Genomic DNA, 18,152 nt, shown 5'->3' with positions numbered 1-18,152 from the left:
ACGCCCGTACGTACCCCCGACAGGTTCCGCGGGCGAATAGAGGACGCATGAGACACAGCGAGCGGGAAGAGGCGGAGTTCCGGGAGTTCGTCGCCGGGAGACTGGACCGGCTGCGCAACTTCGCCTTCCTCGTCTGCGGCGACTGGCATCGCGCCGAGGACGCCGTGCAGGTGACGTTGAGCAAGCTGTACGTCGTCTGGCCGAAGACGGCGAAGGGCTCCGCCGACGCCTACTCGCGTCGCATCCTCATCAACGCGGTCAAGGACGAATGGCGCCGCGCGTGGTTCCGCCGAGAGCGGAGCACCCTGGTCCCACCGGACGCGGCGACGGCCGACCCGGCGGTACTGGGCGCCGAACGGATCGCGGTCCTGTCCGCGCTCGCCAAGCTGCCGACGAAGCAGCGGGCGGTCGTGGTCCTCCGGTTCTGGGAGGACAGGTCGGTCGAGCAGACGGCGGAGATCATGCGCTGCTCGACCGGGACGGTCAAGAGTCACACCGCGCGGGGACTGCAGGCGCTGCGCGGTCTGCTCGAAGAGAAACGATCGCAGCAGACCGAAGGGGTTCGACGATGAACGACGAGATCAAGGAATTGCTGAACAGCGCACTGCCACCGGCGCAGCCGACCGCGCTGAACGGCGACACGGCCGTCGAGGCCGGGCGGCGCAGGCTCGGCAGGCGGCGCTACACCGCGGGCGGGGGCGCGCTGGCGGGTGTCGCGGCGGTGGCCGTGGCGATCAGCCTGGCGATGAACACGGTGGGGGGAAGCGGAGGCGTCCCCAGCACCGGCGCCGGGGCCTCACCGAGCGCCGTGGCCTCGGAGAAGGTCGTGGAGCCGCCGCGCTACGAGCTCCCCGAGCTCGACCACGACAAGAACTACTACTGGCAACGCAACATCGACGGACCGCAGACCGGCGAGACCCAGGCGATCACCGAGCGGATGTGGGCGTGGCTGTCGGCGAACTACGGTCTCAACGTGTCCGGCCCGCGCGCGGAGTTCCTTGAGGAGACCGCCGTCCTGGCCGAGCACATCAGGGACGGCAAGGGCGGCAGCGACCTCGACGACACCGAGCCGGTCGGACTGGAGGTGCCGCTGCTGTCGCTGCAGACTCCCGGCTTCGGCGACCGCAACGACCTCGCCCTCTCCACGGACGGGAACGTGCTGGACAACCTCAACGTCCGCATCTGGCCCGCCGGGAGCTTCACCCGGCCCGACGAGCTGGCCTACGAAGGCCCGACCGACTTCGAGATCCCGAGCCCCGGCGGCCCCGGCTTCTTCGATCTCGCGCGCTGCGAGACCGGTGAGATCACCATCCAGCTGGGACACGTCCTCACGATCGACCCCGAGTGCCGCGTCGCCATGGGCGGCTCGGGCCTGAAGGTCACCAAGCAGATCAGCGGTCCCGAATGGGAGAGCACGGAGGCCTACGCGGTCTATTACGCCCGGAACGGCTCGGCGATCGTGCTCAGCGACGCCGCGACGGCGCTCGAATCCGAACCGGCCGAACCGACGCTCGACCCGGCCGCCCTGCTCGACCTGGCCGTCGCGCTCTCCGGCGACGGGCTCACCGGGTAACCGCACCTCGATCCACCCCGCGGGAACGGACCACCCGCGGGGTTCTCCATGCAAAAGACACCATGTCGCCCACAGTGGACCTCGTCGCCGCCTACCATGACCATGCCGACAAACCAGGTCAAACGGGGGTAGCGATGCGGGTACGTGCGGGGGCCGGGATCCTGGCCGGGACAATGCTGCTGCTCAGCGCGTGCGGCAGCGCGCCCTCCGATGACGACGGCGGCAGCGGGGGCTCCTTCAAGGCCTGCATGGTCACCGACACCGGCGGCGTCGACGACCGCTCCTTCAACGCCTCGGTGTGGAAGGGCCTCCAGGACGCCAAGACCGCCGACGGCGACGTCGACCCGTCCTACGTCGCCTCGACGACCGAGGCCGACTACGAGCCGAACCTCAACGCCGCCGTCGACCAGAAGTGCGGCATCGTGATCGCCGTCGGCGGCCTCATGGCCGACGCGACCGAGAAGATCGCCAAGGCCAACCCGGACACGCACTTCGCGATCGTCGACGCCAAGATCGACCTGCCGAACGTGTACTCGATGCAGTTCAACACCGCGCAGGCCGCCTTCCAGGCCGGTTACCTCGCCGCGGGCATGTCCCAGTCGAAGAAGGTCGCGACGTGGGGCGGACTGAACATCCCGCCGGTCACGATCTTCATGGACGGCTTCGCCGAGGGCATCGAGTACTACAACAAGCAGAAGTCGGCGACCGTGGACCTCCTCGGCTGGGACGAGGCCAAGCAGAACGGCAGCTTCGCCAACAGCTTCGCCGACCAGACCGCCGGCAAGAACCTCACCGCGAACTTCCTGTCCCAGGGCGCCGACATCGTCATGCCCGTCGCGGGCAACTCCTCCCTCGGCGCGGCCAACGTCGCCGCCGACAACGGCGGGAGTCTCAGCCTCGTCTGGGTCGACTTCGACGGCTGCGACGCCGCCCCCGACTACTGCAAGTTCTTCCTCACCAGCGTCGTCAAGGAGATCCCGACGGTCGTCTCGCAGTCGGTCGTCGACGCCGCCAAGGGCAGCCCCCGCTCGGGCTCCTACGTCGGCACCCTGGAGAACCAGGGCGTGCGGATCGCGCCCTTCCACGACTTCGACGGCAAGGTCCCGGCCGAACTGAAGGCCGAGGTCGAGCAGGTCGGCGCCGACATCACCGCGGGTACGATCCAGATCACCTCGCCGTCGCAGCCGGCCTGAGGCCGGCCGCCGAGGCGGCACGAGTCCCATCCCATGGCCGGCGGGCGGCCGAGTCCGCCGCCGGCCATGGGCACGAGATCGCGACGACGCGTACCGGTCTCGTCCGCGAGCGTCGCGACGACGCGGCGAGTCGCCGCCCGGGCCGCGCACGGGGTCCGTTCCGCGCCTTCGATTACGCCTCGGTAACCACTCGCCGACGAATCGGACTCAACACTGTGCCCAGTCGCTTAACACCACTATGCTTCCGCCCTTGGACCACCGCGACGCGTGTGGCCATCAGGGAAGGGAGACGCAGGGTGCGTCCTGCAATGAAGCTGATCGTCGCGCTGGCCAGCGGTGGTCTGATGCTCACCGTCGCCGCGTGTGGTAAGGCCCCCGAAGAGAACAACGCCGGTTCGTCCGGCTCCGAGTTCAAGGGCTGCATGGTCACCGACCTCGGCGGCGTTGACGACAAGTCGTTCAACACCTCGGCCTGGCAGGGCATGCAGGACGCGTCGACGCGTGACGCGAGCATCAAGGTCGACTACACCCAGTCGAACTCCGAAGCCGACTACGAGCCGAACCTCCAGGCGGCCGTGGACGGCAGCTGCGACCTCATCGTCGCCGTCGGCGGACTGATGTTCGACGCGACCAAGAAGCTCGCCGAGGCGAACCCGAACCAGCAGTTCGCGATCGTCGACGCCAAGCTCGACCTGCCGAACGTGTACTCCATGGAGTTCAACACCGCGCAGAACTCCTTCATGGCCGGCTACCTCGCCGCCGCCACCTCCAAGACCGGCAAGGTCGCCACCTACGGCGGTCTCAAGATCGCCCCCGTGACGATCTTCATGGACGGTTTCGCCGAGGGCGTCGCCCACTACAACAAGGTCAAGAGCGCCAAGGTCGAGGTGCTCGGCTGGGACCCGGCCAAGCAGGAGGGCTCCTTCGCGGAGAGCTTCATCGACCAGCAGAAGGGCAAGAGCCTCACCGACACCTTCGTGTCCCAGGGCGCCGACATCATCTTCCCCGTCGCCGGTGGCACCGGGGTCGGCTCGGCGAACGTCGCCAAGGAGAACCCCGACAAGCTGAGCGTGATCTGGGTCGACGTCGACGGCTGCAAGAGCCTCGCCGACTACTGCTCGGTCTTCCTCTCCACCGCCGAGAAGAACATCCCGGCCGCGGTGACCGACGCCGTCGTCGCCGCCAAGGGCGGCACCAAGGGCGGCCACTACGTCGGCACGCTCCAGAACCAGGGCGTCTCGCTCGCCGCGTTCCAGGAGAAGGCGTCCATGGTCGACGCCACGCTCCAGGGCGAGCTCGACCAGCTGAAGCAGGACCTCATCGACGGCAAGGTCGCGATCGAGTCCAAGGTTCAGCCCGCCGCCGCGTAGTACGGCTCAAGCAAAGAACCTGTAGTCACTTCGCGCCTACAATGCGTACCGGGTGTCGGTCCTCGTGACCGGCACCCGGTACGGCGGTTATCTTCCTGTTCTGCACCGACGGCGGACGGCACACGGAAGGGGCTTTCCCCTGAGACTCGAACTGCGCGGCATCACCAAGAAGTTCGGTGCGCTTGTCGCCAACGACCACATCGACCTGATCGTCGAGCCGGGCGAGATCCACGCGCTGCTCGGCGAGAACGGCGCCGGCAAGAGCACGCTCATGAACGTCCTGTACGGGCTGCTGACGCCCGACGAGGGCGAGATCCTCATCGACGACGTGCCGCGCACCTTCGGCAGCCCCCGCGACGCCCTGCGCGCCGGCATCGGCATGGTGCACCAGCACTTCATGCTCGTCCCGGTCTTCACCGTCGCCGAGAACATCATGCTGGGCCGTGAGAAGACCACCGGCCTGGCCTTCCTGGACCGGCGCGCCGCCCGGCGGGAGGTGCGGGAGCTTTCCGAGCGCTACGGCCTCGACGTGAACCCCGACGCCGTCGTCGAGGACATCCCCGTCGGCGTCCAGCAGCGCGTCGAGATCATCAAGGCGCTGACCAGCGACTGCGACCTGCTCATCCTCGACGAGCCGACGGCGGTGCTCACCCCCGGCGAGATCGAGGACCTCCTGGAGGTCATGCGGACGCTGCGCGACGACGGCAAGTCCATCGTGTTCATCACCCACAAGCTCAAAGAGGTCAAGGCCATCGCCGACAAGATCACCGTGGTCCGCCGCGGGACGATCGTCGGCACGGCCGCGCCGAGCGCGTCGGAGGACGAACTCGCCGCGATGATGGTCGGCCGCGAGGTCAGCCTCACCGTCGACAAGGACCCCGCCGTCCCCGGCGAGGAGGTCCTGAGCATCTCCGGCCTCACCGTGACCGACGAACGCGGTCAGCACGCCGTCGACGGCCTCGACCTGGAACTGCGCGCCGGGGAGATCCTCGGCATCGCCGGCGTCCAGGGCAACGGGCAGACCGAACTCGCCGAGGCGATCATGGCGCTGCGCCCGGCGGTGACCGGCACGATCCGCGTCAACGGCGTCGACATCTCCAACTCGAAGACCTCGAAGGTCATCGAGAGCGGTGTCGGCTACGTGCCCGAGGACCGCAGCGCCGACGGCCTGGTGAAGTCCTTCTCGATCGCCGAGAACCTGGTGCTCAACCAGTACAACCGGGCCCCGTTCGGCAACTCGCTGACCATCAACCCCGACGTGATCGCCAAGACCGCCGACGAGCGCGTCGAGGAGTACGACGTGCGGACCCTGTCGTCGCGGGCCCCCGTGGGGAGCCTGTCGGGCGGCAACCAGCAGAAGGTCATCGTCGCGCGGGAGATGTCGCGCAAACTGAACCTGCTCGTCGCGGCCCAGCCCACGCGCGGTGTGGACGTCGGCTCCATCGAGTTCATCCACAAGCGGATCATCGCCGAGCGCGACACCGGGACCGGGGTCCTGCTCATCTCCAGCGAGCTCGACGAGGTCCTGGCCCTGTCGGACCGGGTCGCGGTCATGTACCGCGGCAAGATCCTGGCGACCGTCGGACCCGACACCCCGCGCGAGAAGATCGGCCGCCTCATGGCGGGCGTCACCGAGGACAGCGAGACTTCCCCCAGTGAGGAGCCGGGAGCGTGACCAAGCCGCCCGTGGAACCGCCCGGTGAGGGCGAGTCGCCCGAGACGACCGGGGACGGCGCACCGGACCGCCGCGGCGAAGGCGGCGAGCACGCCGCCCACGCCGAACCGGCCGTGTCCTCACCGGACGCCGAACCGGAGACCGAGCGGGGCGAGGTGACCGCCGAACGTGAGGCCCTCCTGGAGGCCGCCGCCGCGGGCGTGGCCCCGCAGCCCGACCAGACCGTCAAGGTCGAGGCGCCCCCGCTGGAGAAGCCGCACTCGTGGCCGGTCCGTTTCCTGCGCTACCTCGTCACCGCCAACGCGGTGATGGTGACCGTGTACTCGCTGATCCTGGCGATGATCATCGGCGGGATCCTCATCATCGTCTCCGATGAAGAGATCCGCGGCATGTACACCTACTTCTTCTCCCGCCCCGGAGACGCCCTCAGCGCCAGCTGGACGGCCGTCGCCGACGCCTACAGCGCCCTCTTCCAGGGCGCGATCATCAACTTCGAGCAGCTCTCCCTCGCCCTCAACGGCGAATCGGAGTGGGGACCGGTCCTGCGGCCCATCTCGAACACGCTCACCAACGCCGCTCCGCTGATCTTCACCGGTCTGGCCGTGGCGCTGGCGTTCCGCGCGGGCCTGTTCAACATCGGCGCCCAGGGCCAGGCGATCGCCGGTGCCGTCGGCGCCGCCGTCGTCGGCTTCGGCCTCGACCTGCCCCTCGGGATCCACCTCGTCGTCACCCTGGCGGGCGGCGCGCTCGCCGGCGGGCTGTGGGGCGCGATCCCCGGCATCCTCAAGGCCCGCACCGGCGCCCACGAGGTCATCACGTCGATCATGCTCAACTACGTCGCCGCCTACGGCCTGCTGTGGGTGATCTCGACGGAGTTCGTGCACTCCGAGGAGCGCACCGACGCGATCAGCAAGTCGGTCGACAACACCTCGTGGCTGCCGAACCTGTTCCTCGACGCGAACCTGCGCGCCAACTGGGGCGTGCTGTTCGCCGTCGCCGCCGCGGGCGTGGTCGGCTGGCTGCTGACCCGCTCCACGCTCGGTTTCCGGATGCGGACCGTCGGCGCGAACCCCGACGCGGCCCGCACGGCCGGGATGGGCGTCCCCAACACCTACGCGACGGCCATGGGTCTCGCCGGTGCGCTCGCCGGACTCGGCGGCGCCGTGATCATGCTGTCGAGCACCTCCCACGCCCTCACCCCGGCCGTGGTCGGCAACGTCGGCTTCGACGGCATCACCGTGGCCCTCCTGGGCCGCGCGAAGCCCGTCGGCGTGGTCCTGTCCGGCCTGCTGTTCGGGGCCATGCAGGCCGGCGGCGTCCAGATGCAGACCGTCGCCGACATCCCCGTCGACATGGTGACCGTGCTCCAGGCGCTCATCGTCATCTTCATCGCCGCCCCGGCGCTGGTGAAGGCCATCTTCCGGCTGCGCACCTCCCGGGGCGCGGGCATGGACCTCACCATGGCGAAGGGATGGTGAACCGATGACCACTCTCGCTACCGCTGAGGTCGCCGAGTCGAAGGCCGTGCACGGCTTCTGGACCCGCTCCTCCAAGGCCGGCATCGCCTACGTCGTCCTCGGGCTCGTCGCGGCCTGGCTCGGCACGCGCGTCGACGACGGCGCCGACGCCGTGTTCAAGATCTTCTGGACCGGCTCCGACATCGAGGTCAAGCTCCCCGCCGCCGCGACCGTGTTCGTCCTGGCCGCGCTGTGCGTCCTGGCCGGCGCCACGCTGATCTCGCCCGCCGGACGGAACCTGTTCGGCTGGGGCACCGGCGTCGCGCTCGTCGGGTTCACGCTCGCGTTCGTGTGCTTCTCCATCGCCAAGCCGGGCGTGTTCCTGCCCGTCACCGCGACCATGCAGGGCGCGCTGTTCCTGGCGCTCCCGCTCATCCTGGGCGCCCTCTGCGGTGTCCTCTGTGAACGCTCCGGTGTCATCAACGTCGCCATCGAGGGCCAGTTCCTCGTCGGCGCCTTCACCGGCGCGCTCATCGGGACGCTCACCGCCAGCGCCTGGGCCGGGCTCATCGCCGGCGCGCTCGCCGGCTGCCTCATCGGGCTGTTCCTCGCGGTGCTGGCGATCCGCTACCTGGTCGACCAGGTGGTCCTCGGCGTCGTGCTGAACCTGCTCGCACTCGGCCTCACCGGCTTCCTGTACGAGCGGATCATGCAGCAGGCCGCCGAGAAGTACAACGCCCCGCCGAAACTCGGCGAGTGGACGATCCCGCTGCTGTCGAAGATCCCCGTCATCGGGCCCGCGCTGTTCGACCAGAACATCTTCACGTACTTCGCCATCGCCCTCGTCGTGATCGTCTACGTCGCGCTGTTCCACACGCCCTTCGGGCTGCGGACCCGCGCGGTCGGCGAGCACCCCGCGGCGGCCGACTCCGTCGGCGTGCGCGTCAACTGGGTGCGGTTCCGCAACGTGCTCATGGGCGGCCTCATCGCCGGTGTCGGCGGCGCGTTCTTCACCATCGGCTCGGCGATCGCGTTCAACAAGAACATGACCGTCGGCAAGGGCTTCATCGCCCTCGCCGTGCTCATCGTCGGACGCTGGAACCCCATCGGCGCACTGCTCGGGGCGCTGCTGTTCGGGTTCACCGACCAGCTGCAGATCTTCCTGAGCTCGATGCCAGGCGGTTCGCCGATCCCCTCGCAGTTCCTGTCGATGCTGCCCTACATCGTGACGATCTTCGCGGTGGCCGGGCTCGTCGGGAAGGTGAGGGCACCCGCGGCGGACGGGGTGCCCTACGTCAAGTCCTAGCTCGGGCGAACGGCGCGGACCTCCCGGGTCCGCGCCGTTCGCGTGTGCAAGCCACGTCACCTTTCCACCCCGTTCCGGCCCGCACCCGCTCCCCGCGGGCGAGCATCATGTCTGGAGGTATGCCGTGGACATCGACTGGAACCACCTGCGCACCGAGGCCGTCGCCGCGATGCGCCGCGCCTACGCGCCCTACTCGAAGTACCCCGTGGGCGCCGCCGGGCTCGTCGTCGCCGACGACGGCACCGCGCGTGTCGTGTCCGGCTGCAACGTCGAGAACGCCTCCTACGGCCTGACGCTCTGCGCCGAATGCGGTCTCGTCTCCGCCGTCCACAACACCGGCGGCGGCCGCCTGATCGCCATGGCCTGCGTCGACGGCGGCGGCGACCCCCTCACCCCCTGCGGACGCTGCCGCCAGCTCCTCTACGAGCACGGCGGCCCCGAATGCCTCGTGGACTCGGCCGACGGCCCCGTCCGCGTCATCGACCTACTACCGGGCGCCTTCGGCCCCGACCACCTCACCAGGGAGACGTCGTGAGCTTCAGCGCGGTCGAGATCATCCGCACCAAACGCGACAGGGGCGTCCTCAGCGACGACCAGATCGACTGGGTCATCGACGCCTACACGCGCGGCGTCGTCGCCGACGAGCAGATGTCGGCCCTGGCCATGGCCATCTTCCTCAACGGCGCCACCGACCCCGAGATCGCCCGCTGGACCCAGGCCATGATCGCCTCCGGCGAACGCCTCGACCTGTCGGGTGTCGGCATGCCCACCGTCGACAAGCACTCCACGGGCGGCGTCGGCGACAAGATCACCCTCCCGCTCGCGCCGCTCGTCGCCGCCCACGGCGTCGCCGTGCCGCAGCTGTCCGGCCGCGGGCTCGGCCACACCGGCGGAACCCTCGACAAGCTGGAGACCATCCCCGGCTTCCGGACCGCGCTGTCCAATGAGGAGTTCATCGACCAGATGCGCCGGGTCGGCGCCGTCGTGTGCGCGGCCAGCGAATCGCTCGCCCCCGCCGACCGCCGCCTCTACGCCCTGCGCGACGTCACCGGAACGGTCGAGTCGATCCCGCTGATCGCCTCCTCCATCATGAGCAAGAAGATCGCCGAAGGCACCGACGCCCTCGTCCTCGACGTCAAAGTCGGCTCCGGCGCCTTCATGAAGGAACTCGCGCCCGCGCGCGAACTCGCTGAGACGATGGTCCGCCTCGGCGCCGCGCACGGCGTGCGGACCGTCGCGCTGCTCACCGACATGTCGACCCCCCTCGGCCGCACCGCCGGCAACGCCCTCGAAGTCCGCGAGTCCGTCGAGGTCCTCGCCGGAGGCGGACCCGCCGACGTCGTCGAACTGACCGTCGCGCTCGCCCGGGAGATGCTGGCACTCGCCGGTGTCGACGCCGATCCCGCGAAGGCCCTGAGCGACGGCCGCGCCATGGACGCCTGGCGCGCGATGGTCGAAGCCCAGGGCGGCGACCCCGACGCCGAACTCCCCGTCGCGGCCGAGACCGACGACGTGCTCGCCGAAGCCGACGGTGTCGTGACGCGCATGGACGCCTACGCCGTTGGTGTCGCCGCGTGGCGCCTCGGCGCCGGCCGGGCACGCAAGGAGGACGCGGTGTCGGCCGGTGCCGGCGTCGAGATCCTGCGGACCGTGGGAGAGACCGTGCGGGCCGGGGAGCCGATCCTGCGCCTGCACGCCGACGCCGGTGAGACGGCCCGGTTCGGGGCCGCGAGGCAGGTTCTGGAAGGCGCGGTGGACGTCGGCGGCGACACGCCGGGACGGACCATGTTGATCGATAGGATCGCCTAGCCGTACGGCAGACCCGGACATGAGGACGAAAGTCCTCGTGTTCAGGCCTTGGTCCCCATTGCCATCGCGTTAATTTCTGCCCGGTGCAGCGCCGTTTCGGCGTCAGGACGTGTCGAGTAAACGACCCTTCGCGGCCATTGGCCCCGACTTGTCACCCTTGTAGATCAGCCCGTGAACCCCTAATGTTCCCGCTTAGAGCGCCACGTGTGTCGCGCGCCACCCCTGGGCGCGTGATGATGTGCGCCATCCTGGCACGACGAGTGTTGAACGAGTGGCTCATGACAGCGATGACGGTGGATCCTCGGCAGATCCGGTCCCGTACGTGCGGCGATTTTCAGCGTCTGGGCGTGCCAATGAACGCCGACCGCTTCCCGCTGATCTGGCAGCCCGACGAGGATGTGACGCTGCGGTCGGTCGGTGAGATCGAAGCACGCGCGGCGATCCTCAACGTCCTGCAGGCCCGGGTGATGGACATGCCCCCGCAGAACGCGATGCGATGGATGCTCGACGCGCACGTCCTTGAGGAGATGACCCGCGACGAGTGGGCCTTCATCGGCAGCGGCGTGGGGGACCCCCGACGGTACGCCCAACAGCTCGACGCCCTGTACGGACTCGCGTGGCTGCTCGGACTCGTCGAGCACCTCGACCCCCAGGAAGCCTGCGCCGACGGCCTGGCGGCGCTGTTCCCCGACCTGCGAACCGGCGAACCCTTCGGGACATGGCGAGCCCGGACCATCACCGCACGGCCCGACGCCTGGGAAGTCGCGTCCCTCCTCGACATGTACTACTGCCTCGACTGGATGTACCAGGACGCCGCCCGCCGCGGCCTCCCCACACCCGGCCCACTCGACCCCGCCGCCGTATGGCACCGGCGCTGGGCACTGGAATGGGCGCTGGTCGTCCGGGGCCGCAACCAGGTGCCCTTCCCCGCTTGGGATCAGGTCGACTTGTCGGCTTAGCCGATGTGGGCGGTGCGAACGAAGCCGCCCGCCGGGCATGGGATAGGGCTCGGCTCGCCGCCGGTGCCGGGTTCCCGGCGTCGGTGAACCGCGAAGTGGGCTCACTCTCGCGGCGGGACGTGAGCCCTTGAGTACGCGGCCGCACGCCCCCGCCCGCCCCACGTCCCCACCGTCCACAGTGATCTTGTCGGGCCGAGGGGTTCCACACTCCCAAGCGATCGAGTAGCTTCGATTCCGCGGGCGTCGCCGGACGCCCGCCCGTCCTTGGGAGGCGCGGAAAATGGAGTATCTGGCCCTGGCGTGCCGGGCACTGCTCATCGTGGTGTTCCTGGTGTCGGCGCTGACGAAGCTGACCAGCCCGGTCCGTTACCGCTCCTTCGTGCGTGCCACCCGGCGCATGCGCGTCGTCCCCCGTGCCCTGGTCAAACAGACCGCGGTGCTGGTCGTCGCGGCCGAGGCGTCCATCGCGATCCTCCTGGCGATCCCGACGACGATCACCGCCCTCGCCGGCTTCACCATCGCCTTCGGGCTACTCGCCGGCTTCACCGTCGGCATCATCGTCGCCGTCCGGGACGGCGACACCGAACCCTGCGCGTGCTTCGGCAAGTCCACCACGCCCATGGGACCCCAGCACGTCGGCCGTAACGCCTTCCTGCTGCTCGCCGCCACCGCCGGCTTCACCGGCGCGCTCATCGGCGGGCCGTTCGACCTCGGCATGGCCGCGATCGCCGCCGTCGGCGGACTCGTCTTCGGCGGGCTCGTCACCGTGTTCGACGACCTGTACGAACTGTTCCGCCCGACCCCCGCGGCGAGCTCGTCGCGGCATGGCTGAAGCGGAGATCCCACGGACGTAGTGGCGGGATCGCGCTCGTCGCCCACCGTCACTGTCCCGACACGAGCCCGGCACGGGCCGGTCGTATGCTCGACCGATGCCACTGACTCTCGAAGAGATCCGCTCCGCCCCGAAGGTCCTCCTGCACGACCATCTCGACGGTGGCCTGCGTCCGCGGACGGTGATCGAACTGGCCGCCGAGTGCGGGCACGAGCTGCCCGCGACGGAGGCGGGGGCGCTCGGGGACTGGTTCAGCGCCGCGGCCGACTCCGGTTCGCTGGAGCGGTATCTGGAGACTTTCGCGCACACCGTCGGCGTGATGCAGACCGAGCGGGCGATCCACCGCGTCGCGAAGGAATGCGCCCTCGACCTGGCCGACGACGGTGTCGTCTACGCCGAGGTCCGGATGGCGCCGGAACTGCTCATCGAGCAGGGGCTGACGCTGGAGCAGGCCGTCGAGGCGATGCTCGCCGGTTTCGGTGAGGGCAGCGCCGAGGCCGCCCGCGAAGGGCGGCCCATCAAGATGGGGCTGCTGCTGGTCGCGATGCGCCACGCCGCCCGCTCGATGGAGATCGCCGAACTCGCCGTGCGGTACCGGGACGAGGGCGTCGTCGGTTTCGACATCGCCGGCGCCGAGGCGGGTTTCCCGCCCACCAGGCACCTGGACGCCTTCGAGTACCTGCAGCGCGAGAACGCGCATTTCACGATCCACGCCGGTGAGGCCTTCGGTCTTCCGTCGATCTGGCAGGCGTTGCAGTGGTGTGGTGCCGACCGGCTGGGACACGGCGTGCGCATCATCGACGACATCACCCCGACCGCCGACGGTGGCGCCCACCTGGGCAGGCTCGCGCATTACGTGCGTGACAAGCGGGTCCCGCTGGAGATGTGCCCGTCGTCGAATGTGCAGACGGGCGCGGCGGACTCGATCGCCGAGCACCCGATCGGGTTGTTGAGCAAGCTGGGTTTCCGGGTCACGGTGAACACGGACAACCGTTTGATGAGCGGGACGTCGATGTCGAAGGAGTTCGCCTTGCTGTCGGAGGCGTTCGGTTACGGGTGGACGGATCTGCGCTGGTTCACGGTGAACGCGATGAAGAGCGCTTTCGTGCACTTCGACGCCCGCCTGGAGATCATCAACGACGTGATCAAGCCGGCATACGCGAAGCTGATCGGCTAGGGGCGGGCGACGGGGCGCGGGCCGCGCCCGCGCCCGCGGCGGTGCCGGTGCCGGTGCTGGCGCGAAGGGTGAGCCGTGCAGCCGGGCTCACCTCGCCGGAGACGGGTGGGCGGGGCCCCGCCGGGTGGCTCCCGCGCCGACCCCGAGCAAGGGGCCACGCGTGAGTCCCCACCCGATGGCTCCCGGTGCGGGGGACACGACCGGAGCGGTCTCGCCAAGGGCGAGCCTCGCTCGCCCGCTCACGCCGGGAACCCACCCATAGCTGTTTCCCCGGGGGCGAGTCCCGCTTCGCTCGCCCGCTCACGCCGGGAACCGACCCATAGCTGTTTCGCCGAGGGCGGGTCTCGCTTCGCGGCTCCCGCAGGCCGGGGACCCGGCCGCAGCGCTCTCGCCAAGGGCGTGTCTCGCTTCGCTCGCCCGCCCTGGCCGAGGATCCAAGACACGGCCCCGCGAGCGCGTGTCTCGCTTCGCTCGCCCGCTCACGCCGGGGACCCGGCACCGGCGGCGGGCCGCAGCCCGATCCCATACCCGCAAGGCGGTTTCGTTCGCGCCGCCCAAACAAGCACAGGCCCTTAAAACCTCACCCACCAATACCGGGAACCCACGACACGACCCCCGCGAGCGCAAGTCCCGGCTTCGCGTCCCACTCGGCCCGGGAACCCAAGCCGCAGCGCACGTGAGCGCGAGCTGCGCTTTGCTCGCTGTCCCGCCGGAGGTTCAGCGTCCAGATTGCGTGTCCTGCTTCGCGGTTTCCGTGGTCCGGGGACGCGGCCGCAGCCGATTCGCCCACAGCGAGTCTCGCTTCGATCGCCCAGGCGGGCAGGGAATTCTGGCCGCAGCGGTGTCTACTGCGGGCGAGTTTCGCTTCGCATGCCCACCCGCGCCGGGGATCCGGCCGCAGCCGTCTCGCCCACAGCGAGTCTCGCTTCGCTCGCCCGCTCACGCCGGGACCCCGGCCAAGTGTCCGCACCCAGGCCGGGGACCCGGCACCGGCGGCGGGCCGCAGCCCGATCCCATACCCCTCAGACGGTTTCGTTCGCGCCGCCCCAACAAGCACAGGCCCTTAAAAGCCCACCCACTAACGCCGGGAACCGGGTCTGTTCACCCACCCAACGCCGGGAACCTAAGGCACCGGCCCCGTGGGCGTGAGTGTTGCTTCGCTCGCTGCTCCCGCCGAAGGTTCAACGTCCGGCCCGCATGTCCCGCTTCGCGGCTTCCGTGGTCCGGGGACACGGCCGCAGCGGATCTGCCTGCGCGAGTCTCGCTTCGCTTGCCCGCTCACGCCGGGGACCCGGCCGCAGCCGTCTCGCCCACAGCGTGTCTCGCTTCGCTCGCCCGCCCTGGCCGGGGACCCGGCACCGGCGGCGGGCCGCAGCCCGATCCCATACCTGGCAGGCGGTTTCGTTCGCGCCGCCCAAACAAGCACAGGCTCTTAAAACCTCACCCACCAACACCGGGAACCAAGTCACGGCCCCGCGAGCGCAAGCCGCGCTTGGCGGTTCACTCTTGCCGTGGCCCGTGGCCCGTGGCCCGTGGCCCGTGGCCCGTGGCCCGTGGCCCGTGGCCCGTGGCCCGTGGCCCGTGGCCCGTGGCTCGTGGCCCGGCCGACGTGCCCTCCCCGCCTCGGGCTCCCACGCTGCGGCAGACCCCGAGCCGTGCCCGCCCCACGAACGCACCCCACCCCACCACACCCCCCCAACCCAGAACCCCGGACACCACGCGTGGTGTCCGGGGTTCTGTCCGTCGGTCAGGGTCAGGCGCGGCCGCCGCTGGGCGTGGGGGGCGAGGCCAGGGTCGCCGGGTCGCCTTCGGTGCGCGGTCGGGGGACTCGCGTGTCGCGGCGGGGGAGGGTTCCCTGTGGTTCGGTCTCGTCCATGAAGTTCGCCCAGGCCTCCTCGCTGGCGGGACGGGGAGGTTGTTGCGGTGTGGCGCGCGTGTTCTCGTTGTACGCGTAGGGCTCCGGTGCGTTGGCGACGACCGTTGGTGTGGGCCCGTGCGGCGTGTAGGGCTGCGGCGTGGCGGCGGCGGGTTTGGGGCCGCCGCTGAACGTCGTGGCCCTGCGAGGACCCTGACCGGGGTCCGGGGTGCGGGTCGTCGCCCGGCTGCGGGGTGTGTCGGCCGACAGGACGGACTCGGGTTCGTCGGCGTCGCTGAGGAGTCCGAAGATGAGGCCGATCAGCGCGATGGTGGCGAGCACCATGATGGGGATGAGCAGCAGGATCGGGTCGACACCGGGGACGGGTTTGGCGCCTTGGGTGCGGAGGGTGACGGTCACCGACGACATCCCGGTGTAGTGCATGCCGCAGACGGCGATGGCCATGATGAGGGAGGCCAGCAGGATGGGTTTGCGGCCTTCGATCCACACGGCGAAGGCGAGCGCGACGGTCGCGGCGACGACGGCGATGGCGACCGAAGCGGCGAACAGCAGCGGGTCGTATTCGATGGTCCCGTTGATGCGAAGCGCGCCCATGCCGGTGTAGTGCATGGCGACGACGCCGAGTCCGGTGAGGGGCCCGCCGATGAGGACCTTGGTGAGGGACTTGCGGCCGAGTCCGACGGTGTAGATGCCGAAGCCGACGGAGGCGATCGAGATGAACAGGCTCAGGGCGGTGACGCCGAGGTCGTACCGGACGTCGGAGTTCTGCACGTCGAAGCCGATCATGGCGGTGAAGTGCATCATCCAGATACCGGTGGCGCCCAGGGCGATGGTCGCGTAGCCGAGGCGCATGACTCGCGACCCGGTCGTGGTCGCCTTGCGGGCCCGGACCATGCAGAACAGGCCGAGCAGCGACCCCGAGATGGCGAAACCGAAGGCCATCAGCGGATTGATGAAACCGTGGGCGAAGTGCGAGATATGAGCCACGTCAACTCCTGACGCATTGGGTAGGCAGGTGGTGCTGCCACCGAGTCTTGTCATGAGGGCGTTGTGCTCGTCGGACACGGTGTGCGTCCATGTGCGTTGTGCGCATGCGGGCCGTGTGCCGATCGGGTGCCGGGGACCGACCCTAGCGAAGCCGGACATCTCTCATGTTCTGGGGTGAGTGTGTCCGATCCATCAGCGAAGATCCACGCGCTTAAGAGTCTCTTAAACCCGACTTGAGACGACTCGCGGCACTCCTCCACCCAGCGTGTCCCGCCCCTGCCGGGCTGCGATCGCGATCACCGGCGCGCAGTCGGTACGGTGACAGCGATCCACCACGACGAAGGGAACGCGACGTGACCGACGCGCTGCGCAGCATCGACCCCCGCACCGGCCGTGAGTCGGGCGAGCCGGTGCCGGCGACCACGCCCGCCGAGCTCGCCGCGATCGCCGACCGCGCCCGCGCCGCCACCGCGCCCTTCGCCGCACTGCCCCTCCGGGCCCGCGCCGCCTGCCTCCGCGCCGTCGCCGAAGCCCTCGGCGCCGCCGCCGACCAGGTCATCGCCACCGCCGACGCCGAGACCGCGCTGGGCACCACGCGCCTCACCGGCGAGCTCGCCCGCACCCGCGTCCAGCTCGAACTGTTCGCCGACGCCGTCGAGACCGGCGCCTTCCTTGAGATCATCATCGACAAGGCCGACCCCGCCGCGAAGCCGACGCCGCGCCCGGACCTGCGCCGCATGCTCGTCCCCGTCGGACCGGTCGCCGTCTACGCCGCCAGCAACTTCCCCCTGGCGTTCTCCGTCCCCGGCGGCGACACCGCCAGCGCCCTCGCGGCCGGCTGCCCCGTCATCGTCAAGGCCCACGAGGCCCACCCGCGCACCTCCGAACTGTGCGGCCGCATCGTCGCCGACGCACTCGCCGACGCCGGAGCCCCCGACGGCGTCTTCGCCGTCGTGCACGGCTTCGAAGCCGGCAAGGACCTCATCACCCACCCGGCCGTCAAGGCCGCCGGGTTCACCGGTTCGCTGAACGGCGGCCGCGCCCTGCACGCCCTGGCGGCCGCGCGACCCGAACCGATCCCCTTCTTCGGTGAACTCGGCAGCATCAACCCCGTCGTCGCCACCCCCGGCGCCGTCGCCGAACGCGGCCCGGCGCTCGCCGAGGCCTTCATCGCCTCGGCGACCCTCGGCAGTGGACAGTTCTGCACCAAGCCGGGCGTGCTGTTCCTCCCCGCCGGGCACGGGCTGGCCGACACGCTCGCCGCCGCGGCGGCCAAGGCCGAACCTCATCCCCTGCTGCACCAGCGGATCCGCGACGCCTACCTCGACGGCGCCGCCGCGCTCGCGGCCCTGCCGGGAGTGACCACACTGGCCGAACCCGGCGGTGACGACACCGGCGGCGGCTTCGGTGTCCGGCCCGGACTGTTCCAGGTGGACGCCGCGAACTTCCTCGCCAACGCCGAGGCGCTCCTCACCGAATGCTTCGGTCCGGTCTCGGTCGTCGTCGACGCCGGACCCGGCGAGCTCGCCGGGATCCTCGACCTGCTGCCGGGCAGCCTGACCGGCACCGTTCACCTCGCGGACGCTGAAACGAGCGGGACGTTCGTACAGGGGCTGCTCACCGCTCTGGCCGCCAAGGTCGGCCGGGTCGTCGTGAACGGATGGCCGACCGGCGTGGCGGTGACCGCGGCGATGCAGCACGGCGGTCCGTGGCCCGCGGCGACGTCTTCCCAGTACACGTCGGTGGGGGAGACCGCGCTGCGCCGTTTCCTGCGGCCCGTCGCCTACCAGGACACCCCCGCCGAGCTGCTCCCCGAACTGCTCCGCGACGAAGCCGAAGGGGTCGTCCCTCGTCGCGTTTCGGAGGCCTTCGGCACGTGAAGTCGCTGGTCAGTCACATTAAGTGACTGATGTTCGTCGATATACCCGAAATGTGGCG

Annotated in this window: 13 protein-coding genes and 1 pseudogene; 13 read left to right on the top strand and 1 reads right to left on the bottom strand. The window is 70.1% G+C overall.

The genetic code is table 11. From position 1 onward, the window contains the following. Positions 1-47 precede the first annotated feature (47 nt). The 12 genes and pseudogenes from HNR73_RS05835 to HNR73_RS05780 all read left to right on the top strand — a co-directional run bounded on the left by HNR73_RS05835 (position 48) and on the right by HNR73_RS05780 (position 13,351). Positions 48-572, top strand: coding sequence for a SigE family RNA polymerase sigma factor (locus HNR73_RS05835; RefSeq protein ID WP_184786214.1), 525 nt, complete (start codon positions 48-50; stop codon positions 570-572). After that, positions 569-1,573 (top strand): hypothetical protein, encoded by a 1,005-nt coding sequence (locus HNR73_RS05830; RefSeq protein WP_184786213.1) that lies wholly within the window; start codon positions 569-571, stop codon positions 1,571-1,573. Before HNR73_RS05835 ends, HNR73_RS05830 begins: the two co-directional genes overlap by 4 nt. Before the next feature lie 134 nt (positions 1,574-1,707). Further along, a complete protein-coding gene (locus tag HNR73_RS05825) occupies positions 1,708-2,766 on the top strand; it encodes a BMP family lipoprotein (protein ID WP_184786212.1) in 1,059 nt (352 codons plus the stop codon). Between the two features lie 308 nt (positions 2,767-3,074). Next, complete coding sequence (locus HNR73_RS05820) at positions 3,075-4,136, top strand: BMP family lipoprotein (protein WP_184786211.1); 1,062 nt, start codon at positions 3,075-3,077, stop codon at positions 4,134-4,136. Between the two features lie 52 nt (positions 4,137-4,188). Further along, positions 4,189-5,811: an ABC transporter ATP-binding protein gene (locus HNR73_RS05815; RefSeq protein WP_308441976.1), complete on the top strand. Its 1,623-nt coding sequence runs from the start codon at positions 4,189-4,191 to the stop codon at positions 5,809-5,811. A gap of 113 nt (positions 5,812-5,924) precedes the next feature. Then, entirely contained in the window at positions 5,925-7,289 is a 1,365-nt protein-coding gene (locus tag HNR73_RS05810; protein ID WP_373316657.1) for an ABC transporter permease, read from the top strand. A gap of 4 nt (positions 7,290-7,293) precedes the next feature. Then, positions 7,294-8,574 (top strand): ABC transporter permease, encoded by a 1,281-nt coding sequence (locus HNR73_RS05805; RefSeq protein ID WP_184786210.1) that lies wholly within the window; start codon positions 7,294-7,296, stop codon positions 8,572-8,574. Between the two features lie 124 nt (positions 8,575-8,698). Next, positions 8,699-9,097, top strand: a pseudogene (locus HNR73_RS05800) (cytidine deaminase); the annotation flags it as partial. Between the two features lie 8 nt (positions 9,098-9,105). Next, positions 9,106-10,383 carry a thymidine phosphorylase gene (locus tag HNR73_RS05795; protein ID WP_239122432.1) on the top strand — a complete coding sequence of 426 codons (1,278 nt, stop codon included), beginning with the start codon at positions 9,106-9,108 and terminating at the stop codon, positions 10,381-10,383. A gap of 182 nt (positions 10,384-10,565) precedes the next feature. Beyond that, complete coding sequence (locus HNR73_RS05790) at positions 10,566-11,342, top strand: DUF4272 domain-containing protein (protein ID WP_308441975.1); 777 nt, start codon at positions 10,566-10,568, stop codon at positions 11,340-11,342. 280 nt (positions 11,343-11,622) lie between these two features. Further along, positions 11,623-12,174, top strand: a complete 552-nt coding sequence (locus HNR73_RS05785; protein ID WP_184786206.1) for a MauE/DoxX family redox-associated membrane protein — start codon at positions 11,623-11,625, stop codon at positions 12,172-12,174. A 97-nt stretch (positions 12,175-12,271) separates the two neighbouring features. Continuing rightward, on the top strand, positions 12,272-13,351 hold the full coding sequence (locus tag HNR73_RS05780) for an adenosine deaminase (protein ID WP_184786205.1): 1,080 nt from the start codon (positions 12,272-12,274) through the stop codon (positions 13,349-13,351). A 1,753-nt stretch (positions 13,352-15,104) separates the two neighbouring features. On the opposite strand, the gene HNR73_RS05775 is transcribed toward HNR73_RS05780, so the two are convergent. After that, the gene (locus HNR73_RS05775) at positions 15,105-16,214 is read right to left on the bottom strand and encodes an MHYT domain-containing protein (protein ID WP_184786204.1); all 1,110 of its coding nucleotides are present in this window, start codon (positions 16,212-16,214) and stop codon (positions 15,105-15,107) included. Positions 16,215-16,567: 353 nt separating this feature from the next. Between HNR73_RS05775 and HNR73_RS05770 the strand changes: the two genes are divergently transcribed. Continuing rightward, positions 16,568-18,094, top strand: a complete 1,527-nt coding sequence (locus tag HNR73_RS05770) for an aldehyde dehydrogenase (NADP(+)) (protein WP_239122037.1) — start codon at positions 16,568-16,570, stop codon at positions 18,092-18,094. Positions 18,095-18,152 lie beyond the last annotated feature (58 nt).

This window comes from Phytomonospora endophytica, assembly GCF_014202425.1.
GTDB classification, from domain to species: Bacteria; Actinomycetota; Actinomycetes; order Mycobacteriales; family Micromonosporaceae; genus Phytomonospora; species Phytomonospora endophytica.
The sequence above is the reverse complement of the archived record's forward strand: the minus strand, read 5'-3'. Positions and strand labels throughout refer to the sequence as shown.